Raw genomic sequence first — 9,682 nt, 5'->3', positions numbered from 1 at the left:
TTTTTTTACTTAGTTTTTTATTTTCTCTTTATATTTATATTTTATAATTTTTTTTTAAATATTTACCTATATTAAAAAAAAATTTTAGTTTTTATTTATAAATTTTTTTTTCTTTTTTTTTTATTTTTTTTATTTACAACTAGAGAATTATTTCTTAAATGTTTATTTTTTAAAAAAAAATAATTTTTTTTATAAAAAAATATTCCGAAAAGAAAAATTCCTATAAAAAAAAGTAAATATGCTACTTTTTTATATTCTATAAAAAAATGAAAACCATTTGAAGAATTAATAATTATTTTTGGTTTTTTAAAATTATTTTCTGAAAAAATAGTATTAATAATATTAATTTTATCTCCTCGTTTTAACGAATATCCTATAGCTCCTTTAACTAAGTTTTTTATTTTTTTTAAATCAGATTTAGATATTTCCTTTTTTTGATTAAACTCATTTTTTAAATAATTTATAGCTATACCTACCGATAATTTTTTAATTTCTCCAGAATTAATTCTTGTATGGGAAACTGTGTGATTTAATTCATAATTTTTAGTTTTATTATTAAAATCACGAATATTTAAAAAATTAATATTTTTATTATTTTTTTTTAAAAAATCACTGCTGTTTTCTAAATTTTTTTCATCAAATATATTTTTTTTTAAATTACTTAAAAGAAAATTTTTTGATGATGATATTTGGTTTTTTAAAAAATTTAAATAAGCCGAAGCAACTTTTTCGTCAATTGATTTTTCTTCTGATCTAACAGATTGATTTTTTTTACTTTTATTAGGATGATACACTTCATTTGTTCTTTCTTTTTCATTAAAATTAATTTGAGCAGTCACTTCTACTTTTATGTTTTTAGATCCAAAGATAGGTTGTAGAAGAGTTTTTATTTTGTTTTTATATTGAAATTCTATTCTTGAAATATATTTATTTCTAATATCGTTAGAAAAACTTAATTCTGTAGTAGACTCATCTAATAACTGTCCAAATTGATCTAATACTACTACTTTATTTACTGATAAACCTGCAATGCTGTTAGCAACCAAATTTTTTATAGCATTTATTTGATCTGAATTTAAAAAAGCATCAGGCTTAATTTCTAAAAAAACAGAAGCTGAAGGATCTTTTTTTTCTTCTATAAATAAAGATGATTTAGGCCAAGCTATATGTACTCTAGCATCATTTACTACTGTCAATTTTTGAATAGTACGAGATAATTCCCCTTCTAATGCTCGCTGATAATTAATTTTTTCATTAAACTGACTAATTCCAAACTTTTGATCATCTAATAATTCAAACCCTATTTCTGATCTTTTTAAAAACGATTTATTTAAAGCTAAATGATGCAAATCATTTATTTTTTCTGAAGGTACTAATAAACTATTAGAGTTTTTAATAAATTGATACGGTATTTTCAAATTTTCTAACTTTTTTACAATTATTTTTTTCTCTTTATTTGATAAATTTTCATATAATAAAGAATATTCTGAAGAATCTCCCCATAAAGAAAAAAAAATTATTCCAGTAATTATTAAAAAAATAATAAAGAATAAAACTTTAAAATTACTAACAGAGTTTCTTAGAAAAAATTCTATCTTTTTTCTAAATTTTTCATATATATTTTGAATAGAGTTTACATTCATAAAGATTATCCTACTGCTAATTTATTTTTTTTAAATCATTTTAAAAAATTAAAAATAAATTTTCCTTAAAATTTTTTTTATTTATTTTTTTTAAAAGAATATTTTTCTTGAAAGAAATAATTTATTATTTATAATCTATATAAATAAAAAAAATTTTTAAAAAATAAAAAATGTTTATTGATACAATTAATAATTGTGAAAAAATCTATAATAAAAAAATAAAAAATTTAAAAGTAAAAGAAACTACTAATTTTAAAAAATTTATTATATTAACTCCAAAAAAAAATAAAAGAATTAACGTTAACAATGAAAATAAAACTAATTTTTTAAAAAATCAACAAGAAAACTTATCATTTGAAGATTCTATCATTAAATTAGAAAAATCTGAACTTTCTGTGCAAACAGCTATGAAAATAGTAAATAAATTAATTTCAGTTTATCAAGAAGTTATGAATTTACAATTATAAAAAGTAAAAAACCTAACTAGCGGTTTTTTATCTTTTTGAAAATTTTTAAATATCAAAATTTTAATAATTTTGGAGCTAAACGGAATTGAACCGATAACCTTTTGCATGCCATGCAAATGCTCTACCTGATTGAGCTATAGCCCCCTATTTTATAAGTTACGATTATAATGTATTATAATACAAAAATATTTAATTATTAAAATTAATTAATTTTATTGATCCAATCCAATCCCTCTTCTATTCTTAATAAAACTATACTTTTTCCTAAAAGATAAATAATTGTATTAACAGAAAAAAAGCTATCTTTTCCTATTAATATTATTCTTAAAGGTACTCCTAATTCTTTAAAATTGACTTTAAATTTTACTACTACCGATTTTAAAATAAGAGAAATACTTTCAAGATCCCATTTTTTAATAAGTTTTATTTTTTTGTAAAAATACGATACTATCGTACTTGTATTTAAATAAACGTATTCTTTATAAGAATCTTTGAAAATAATATTTTTTTTATAAAAAATTTTACATGAATCAGCCATATCTTTAATTGTATTAAATCTACATCTTAATAATTCAACTAACTTTTTTAAATCAGGACCAAAATTTATATCCACATGCATAATTAAAAATTGTTGCTTTAAAAGCGTAGATAATTGAACTACTGAAATTTTTTTTATATAAAATCGATTATACCAAGATAATTTCTCTATATCGAACTTACTGGAAGAAACACTAATATCTTTAAAACTAAAAATTTTTTTTACTTCTTCTATTGAAAAAATTTCTCTATTTCCATTTGACCAACCTAATCTCAGCATATAATTCACTAATGCTTCAGGTAAATATCCTTTTCTATTATATTCCATAACATCTACTAAATTGTTTCTCTTTGAAATCTTTTTTCCTTCCTTATCAACTATTAAAGATAAATGGGCATATGAAGGAATGGAAAATCCTAACGCATTCATAATATTTATTTGACGAGGAGTATTATTAATATGATCTTCTCCTCTAATTACATGAGTAATATTCATATCTTGATCGTCTATAACAACACAAAAATTATATGTTGGTGTACCATCCTCTCTTTGAATAATAAGATCATCTAATTCTTTATTTTGAAATATTATTTTTCCTCTTATCTCATCCTTAACTATAACTGAACCTTTTAAAGGATTTCGGAATCTAACAACATAAGGTTGATTATTTTTATACGATGTTTTATTTTTTCTACATTTACCATCATATTTAGGTTTTTTATTTTGCGACATCTGTGATTCTCTAACATTTTTTAATCGTTCCTTTGAACAATAACATTTATATGCTTGACCACTAAAAATCATAGATTGAATAATACCGCAATAATAAGATAATTTTTTTGTTTGAAAAAAAGGGCCTTCATCCCAAGTTATACCTAACCAATTTAAACCATCTATAATTGAATTAATCGAATTAGATGATAAACGTTTAACGTCAGTGTCTTCTATCCTCAATATAAAAGATCCTTGATATCTTCTAGCAAATAACCAAGAATATAAAGCGGTTCTAGCTCCTCCAATATGTAAAAATCCAGTCGGACTAGGGGCAAATCTTGTTCTTATTTTCATGAAATTCTCTTTTTTTTAGAAAAAATATTACAAAAAAAATTTTCTTAAAAAATTTTTATCTTTTTAATCTTTATTTTCTTAATAAAAAAATATTATATTTCAAATAATTATTGACTCATTTTTTTTTGTATTTATAATAGTTATATTGGGTGATTAGCTCAGTTGGTAGAGCGCCTCCTTTACACGGAGGAAGTCGGCAGTTCGAATCTGTCATCACCTATTATTTTATAGTTATAAAATCTATTTTTTTCAAGGGTCGTTAGCTCAGTTGGTAGAGCAGTTGACTTTTAATCAATTGGTCGCAGGTTCGAATCCTGCACGACCCAAAAAATATTATTTAATATACTTATTCATTTCTAAATATAATCTTTTCTCATCAATTAATTTAATACTCATGCCTTGAGCTTGAACAATCTTATTTCCAGGTTTTTCTCCAAAAATTAAAAAATTTGTTTTTTTTGATAATTTTTTTTCAACCTTAGCTCCTAAAGAAACTAATTTTTTTTCTATCCATGTTCTCTTATTTATCTTAAATTTTCCTGTAAGAACTATTTTTTTTTGAAAAAAAATAAAATTTTTATATTTTTCTTGATTTATATTTCTAATATTATCTTCCTCTAAAAAAGATATATGTTCTAATAAATTAAGAATTAAGTTCCTATTTTTTTCCTTTTGCATAAAATTATACACATTTATAGAAATTTCTTTTCCTATATTTTTTATAGATATAAACTCTTCTAAAGTAGCAGACATTATTTTTTCAATACTTTTAAAATGAAAAGAAATATTTTTTGCAGTAACTATTCCAATATCAAAGATTCCTAAACCATATAGAAAACGAGATAGAGTTGTTTTTTTTGATTTTAATACATTTTGAATAAGATTATTAGCAGACTGTCTTCCAAAATTTTTTATTTTTGATAATTTATTAATATCTAAAATAAAAAAATCTGAAATTTTTTGAATAATTTTAGACTGGATTAAAATTTCTATAGTTTTACTTCCTAAACCTCTAACATTTAACGCTTCTTTTGAAAAAAAATGAAAAATTGATTTTTTAAACTGTGTCGAACATTTTAATCCTCCTGTACAAGAAGAAATACTGTTCTCATTCAATTTTTTAATTTTTGAGTTACAATCTGGACATCTTTTAGGAAAAATTATTTTTTTATAGTTTTTTTCTCTATATTTAACTAAAACATCAGTTATTTTTGGAATTACATCTCCGGATCGACAAACTACGACTCGATCATTTAAATGTAAATTAAATTTTTTAATTTGATTTTCATTATATAGAGAAACATTCTTAATTAAAACATTTGATAAATAAATAGGCTTAATTTTTGCAACAGGAGTAATTACACCTGTTCTTCCCACTTTAAAGTCAACTCTTATTAATGTTGTACTCTTTTTTTCTGAAGGAAATTTAAAAGCTATTGCCCACTTCGGAAACTTTCTATTATTCCCCAATATATTTTGTAATTTTAATGAATTAACTTTTATTACAATTCCATCAATTTCAAAATCTAATAAATTTCTATTTTTATAAACATTATCATAAAATAAAAAAATATCCGAAACTTTAGAATGTAATTCTAAATTATTAATAGGCACTCCCCAAGTTTGAAATAATTTTAACTGTTCATAATGAGTACTATTTTTATTTTCCTCCTTATATTTTCCATATCCATAACATAAAAACATCAAATTTCTTTCTGTAACAACATCAGGATCGTGTTGTCTTAAAGAACCAGAAGCCGCATTTCTTGGATTAGAAAAAACTTTTTGATTATTTGATAACATTCTTTGATTTAAATTTAAAAAATCTTTCAAAGGAATAAATACTTCCCCTCTTATTTCTATTTCTTCAGGAATATTTTCACCTATCAATTGTTGAGGAATAGAGCTGATTCTTTTTACATTTTCCGTAACATCTTCTCCGTATATTCCATTTCCTCGAGTACTTGCCCATGTAAGAATTCCTTTTCTATACATAATATTTAATGCTAAACCATCTAATTTTAGTTCGCAACAAAAAAAAATTTTTTTATTTACAATATTTATATTATTTCTTATTTTTTTATCAAATAATAAATATTCTTTTTTATCATAAATATTATCTAATGAAAGCATAGGTACAATATGTTTAATAGGCTTATGATCTATTGATAAAGGACCGCCTATTTTTGTGCTAATACTATTTTTACTTTTCAAAAAATTATATTTTTTTTCTAAAAGATATAATTTTTTCATTAAATAATCATATTTTATATCAGATATAACTGATTCATTTAAAGTAAAATATTTATAGTTATAATAAGAAATTTTTTTTTTAATATAGAAATATCTTTTTTAATTTTTTTCATAAGACTCCATACTGAGTTAATCTAAACATTTAATATTAAAATTAATACAACAAATACGTTTGTTCTTTTTAATTAACATATTAATTGTAATTTTTATATCGTACACGGCTTGTGTTCTATTATTTTAATGTTAACATATTCTTTTAATTAAAAAGATATTTAAATACAAAATAAATTCTTAAAAAATTCAGCTCGATATTTTTATAAAAAAATATTAAACAAATTTAAAATATAAAAAAAATTAATATTTATTAAATTTTAATTTTTTTATTCAAAAAAAATAATTTATAAATAAAATAATTATTTTTTTAAAAAAAATAACCTTTCCCAAAGCTATTAATTAGATAAATAATTAAAAAGAATATTTTTTTAAAAAAAATTAAACTAAATTGTTTTTTATTTACATATTTATATTTAAAAATACATATTTTTAAAAATGTTAAAATTAAAAATAAGGAAAATCATGAGTAAAACATACAAAAATAATTTTTCAACTATTGGAAATACTCCTATTATTAAACTAAACAATATAGGAAATGGGAATATTTTTGTAAAAATAGAATCTCGTAATCCTGGTTTTAGTGTAAAATGTAGAGTTAGTCAAAATATAATTAAAAATGCGGAAAAAAGAGGAGAACTAACAGCAAACCAACATTTAATAGAAGCAACTAGTGGAAACATAGGAATTTCTTTAGCTTGTTTAGCAGCATCAAGAAATTATAAACTAACATTAACTATGCCTGAAACTATGTCGAAAGAAAGAATAAAGTTACTTAAAATGCTAGGTGTAAATCTAATTTTAACTGATGGAACCCAGGGTATGCGAGGAGCTATTAAAAAACTAAAAGAAATCATGTTCTTAAATCCCAAAAAATATTTTTATACCAGACAATTTGACAACCCTGCTAATCCAGAAATACATGAGAAAACTACAGGACCCGAAATTTGGGAAGACATGCAAGGAAAAATAGATATTTTTATCTCTGGTGTTGGAACAGGAGGTACTATTACAGGTGTCACCAAATATCTAAATAAAAAATTAGAAAAAAAAGTATTAAGTATAGCTGTAGAACCAAGAAATTCTCCTGTTATTACAAATTTAAAATACAAAAAAAAATTTCCTATTAGTATTCATAAAATTCAAGGCATCGGAGCAGGATTCATTCCTAAAAATTTAGACGTCAACTTAATTGATCAAGTTGTGTTAGTTACCGATGAAGAAGCAATAAGATTTGCTAAAAAATTAATGAAAAAAGAAGGTATTCTTGCAGGTATATCTTCAGGAGCAGCTATTGCTGCAGCTAATAAAATTAACCAAAATCCTTTATATAAAGAAAAAAAAATAGTAGTAATTCTCCCATCTTCTGGAGAAAGATATTTAAGTACTATTTTATTTCAATAAGTTTCTCTAAAAAATATTTTTTCAAATATTTTGTATCTTAAATAAAAATTAATTTTATAAAAGAGTATTAATAATACTATTAAGGAAACAATTATGTTTCAAAAAACAGTAGAAATACAATTATCTCATGGATTGCACATACGCCCAGCAGCTAAATTTGTTCAAGAAGCAAAAAAATTTAAATCCGTAATTACAGTAACAAAAAACAAAAAAACAGCAAATGCAAAAAGTTTATTTAAATTACAAACTTTAGGTATAGTTAAAGGTTCTAAGCTTAGCATATCCGCTGAAGGAGAAGATGAAAAAAAAGCTGTTGAATCCTTAGTAAAATTTATTACTGCATTAAAAGAATAAATTTTTACTTTTCTAAAATAAAATTTTAAAAATATTAAATTTTAATTTCTTAAAAATAACAACAGGCTATCATCATATTAAAGGAAATATTATGATTTCGGGTATCATAGCATCTCCAGGAATTGCTCTTGGTAAAGCATTATTGATAAAAGAAGAACCAATAATTATTAATCAAGAAAGAATTTCTTCCGAAAAATTCAGAGAAGAAATAGAAAAGTTTATTAAAGCAAGAAAAAAATCGATAGAACAGCTTAAAAAAATAAAATCAAAAACAGAGTTAACACTTGGAAAAGAAAAAGCATTAATATTCGAAGGACATATTATGTTACTTGAAGATGAAGAACTAGAACAAGAAATAATTTCTTATATTCAAGAAAAAAATATGTCAGCAGAATATTCTGCTCATATTGTTTTTAAAAAGCAATTAAATGAACTAGAAAATTTAAATGATGAATACTTAAAAAGTCGTGCTATTGATATTAAAGATATTAGTAACCGATTAATAAAAAACATTTTAAACTTTAATATTATCGATTTAGAAAATATCACTGAAAAAGTAATTTTAGTTGCTAAGGATTTAACGCCTTCAGAAACAACTCAAATTAACACAAAAAAAATACTAGGATTTATTACAGATTTAGGAGGAAAAACATCACATTCATCCATTATAGCCAGATCATTAGAATTACCAGCTATTGTTGGAACAACAAACATTACTAAAAAAGTTCAAAACAAAGACTATTTAATTTTAGATAGTATAAATAACCAAATTTTTGTTAATCCTACTCTGAAATTAATAGAAAAATTTAAAAAAAGAAAAAAAAATTTTTTATTAGAAAATAATAAATTATTAAAATTAAAAAAATACCCCGCTCTTACACTAGATAATTACAAAATAGAAATTGGTGCAAATATTAGCGGAATACGAGACATTAAAAATGCAAAAAAATACGGAGCAGAATGCATAGGATTATATAGAACAGAATTTTTATTTATGGAAAGAAACTCTCTTCCATCTGAAGAAGAACAATTTAATACTTATAAAACCGTAGCAAATTCGATGAAAGGAAAATTTGTTATTATTAGGACTATGGATATTGGAGGAGATAAAAATATTCCTTATATGAATCTTCCAAAAGAAGAAAATCCATTTTTAGGATGGAGAGCAATTCGAATATTAATTGATCGGAAAGATATTCTACACACCCAGCTAAGAGCATTACTGCGCGCTTCAGCGTTCGGAAAAATACGAATTATGTTTCCTATGATTATTTCAATAGAAGAAATTAGATTTCTCAAAGAAGAGTTAAAGTTTCTTAAAAAAAAATTAGCTCAAGAAAAATATACTTTTGATGAAAAAATAGAAATTGGAATTATGATAGAAACTCCTGCAGCTGCTATCATTTCTTCTCATTTAGCAAAAGAAGTTGATTTTTTTAGCATTGGTTCAAATGATTTAACTCAATATACCCTAGCTGTTGATAGAGGAAATGACTTAATATCTCATCTATATGACCCTATGAGTCCATCTGTTCTTAACTTAATCAAGAAAATTACCGATGCTTCTCATTCAGAAGGAAAATGGACAGGGATCTGTGGAGAACTAGCAGCTGATACAAATGCAACCATTTTACTAGTAGGTATGGGAATAAATGAATTTAGTATGAGTTCTATTTCAATACCTTATATAAAAAAAATTATTAGAGAAACTAGTTTTCAAAAATCTTCTGAAATTGCTGAATTAGCATTAAAACAATCCACATCAAAAGATATATCAAAAATAATAAAACAATTTAACTAAAAAATTTAAACTAATTCAAAAAAATATTTCATATAAAGGAGAA

General features: G+C 22.7%; 7 protein-coding genes and 3 tRNA genes. 6 read left to right on the top strand and 4 right to left on the bottom strand.

All coding sequences use genetic code 11. The annotated features are described in order from the left end of the window. Positions 1–95: 95 nt before the first annotated feature. Positions 96–1,643, bottom strand: coding sequence for a flagellar basal-body MS-ring/collar protein FliF (gene fliF / locus AB4W62_RS00350; protein ID WP_367679975.1), 1,548 nt, complete (start codon positions 1,641–1,643; stop codon positions 96–98). Between the two features lie 170 nt (positions 1,644–1,813). On the opposite strand from fliF, the gene AB4W62_RS00345 reads away from it, so the two are divergent. Beyond that, positions 1,814–2,110, top strand: a complete 297-nt coding sequence (locus AB4W62_RS00345; RefSeq protein WP_367679974.1) for a flagellar hook-basal body complex protein FliE — start codon at positions 1,814–1,816, stop codon at positions 2,108–2,110. A gap of 70 nt (positions 2,111–2,180) precedes the next feature. Here the strand turns inward: AB4W62_RS00345 and AB4W62_RS00340 are convergent. Together AB4W62_RS00340 and gltX are read right to left on the bottom strand one after the other, a co-directional pair. Next, positions 2,181–2,254: transfer RNA gene (locus AB4W62_RS00340), tRNA-Ala, on the bottom strand. 58 nt (positions 2,255–2,312) lie between these two features. After that, a complete protein-coding gene (gltX, locus tag AB4W62_RS00335) occupies positions 2,313–3,716 on the bottom strand; it encodes a glutamate--tRNA ligase (protein WP_367679973.1) in 1,404 nt (467 codons plus the stop codon). Between the two features lie 147 nt (positions 3,717–3,863). On the opposite strand from gltX, the gene AB4W62_RS00330 reads away from it, so the two are divergent. Both AB4W62_RS00330 and AB4W62_RS00325 read left to right on the top strand, forming a co-directional pair. Further along, positions 3,864–3,936, top strand: a tRNA-Val gene (locus tag AB4W62_RS00330). 33 nt (positions 3,937–3,969) lie between these two features. Next, positions 3,970–4,042 (top strand) — tRNA-Lys (locus tag AB4W62_RS00325). 7 nt (positions 4,043–4,049) lie between these two features. Here the strand turns inward: AB4W62_RS00325 and ligA are convergent. After that, a complete protein-coding gene (ligA, locus tag AB4W62_RS00320) occupies positions 4,050–6,053 on the bottom strand; it encodes an NAD-dependent DNA ligase LigA (protein ID WP_367680150.1) in 2,004 nt (667 codons plus the stop codon). A 492-nt stretch (positions 6,054–6,545) separates the two neighbouring features. On the opposite strand from ligA, the gene cysK reads away from it, so the two are divergent. The 3 genes from cysK to ptsI all read left to right on the top strand — a co-directional run bounded on the left by cysK (position 6,546) and on the right by ptsI (position 9,639). Next, positions 6,546–7,484 (top strand): cysteine synthase A, encoded by a 939-nt coding sequence (gene cysK, locus AB4W62_RS00315; protein WP_367679972.1) that lies wholly within the window; start codon positions 6,546–6,548, stop codon positions 7,482–7,484. 93 nt (positions 7,485–7,577) lie between these two features. Then, a complete protein-coding gene (locus AB4W62_RS00310) occupies positions 7,578–7,838 on the top strand; it encodes an HPr family phosphocarrier protein (protein WP_367679971.1) in 261 nt (86 codons plus the stop codon). A gap of 91 nt (positions 7,839–7,929) precedes the next feature. Then, the gene (gene ptsI / locus AB4W62_RS00305; RefSeq protein ID WP_367679970.1) at positions 7,930–9,639 is read left to right on the top strand and encodes a phosphoenolpyruvate-protein phosphotransferase PtsI; all 1,710 of its coding nucleotides are present in this window, start codon (positions 7,930–7,932) and stop codon (positions 9,637–9,639) included. Positions 9,640–9,682 lie beyond the last annotated feature (43 nt).

It is taken from the genome of Buchnera aphidicola (Mindarus abietinus) (assembly GCF_964059085.1).
GTDB classification, from domain to species: Bacteria; Pseudomonadota; Gammaproteobacteria; order Enterobacterales; family Enterobacteriaceae; genus Buchnera_A; species Buchnera_A aphidicola_C.
This window is presented reverse-complemented; position numbering and strand designations above follow the sequence as displayed.

Excerpts from the sequence above, each read along its gene's own strand:
- fliF (WP_367679975.1), bottom strand. The coding sequence starts at position 1,643 with ATGAATGTAAACTCTATTCAAAATATATATGAAAAATTTAGAAAAAAG.
- AB4W62_RS00345 (WP_367679974.1), top strand. The coding sequence starts at position 1,814 with ATGTTTATTGATACAATTAATAATTGTGAAAAAATCTATAATAAAAAA.
- gltX (WP_367679973.1), bottom strand. The coding sequence starts at position 3,716 with ATGAAAATAAGAACAAGATTTGCCCCTAGTCCGACTGGATTTTTACAT.
- cysK (WP_367679972.1), top strand. The coding sequence starts at position 6,546 with ATGAGTAAAACATACAAAAATAATTTTTCAACTATTGGAAATACTCCT.
- AB4W62_RS00310 (WP_367679971.1), top strand. The coding sequence starts at position 7,578 with ATGTTTCAAAAAACAGTAGAAATACAATTATCTCATGGATTGCACATA.
- ptsI (WP_367679970.1), top strand. The coding sequence starts at position 7,930 with ATGATTTCGGGTATCATAGCATCTCCAGGAATTGCTCTTGGTAAAGCA.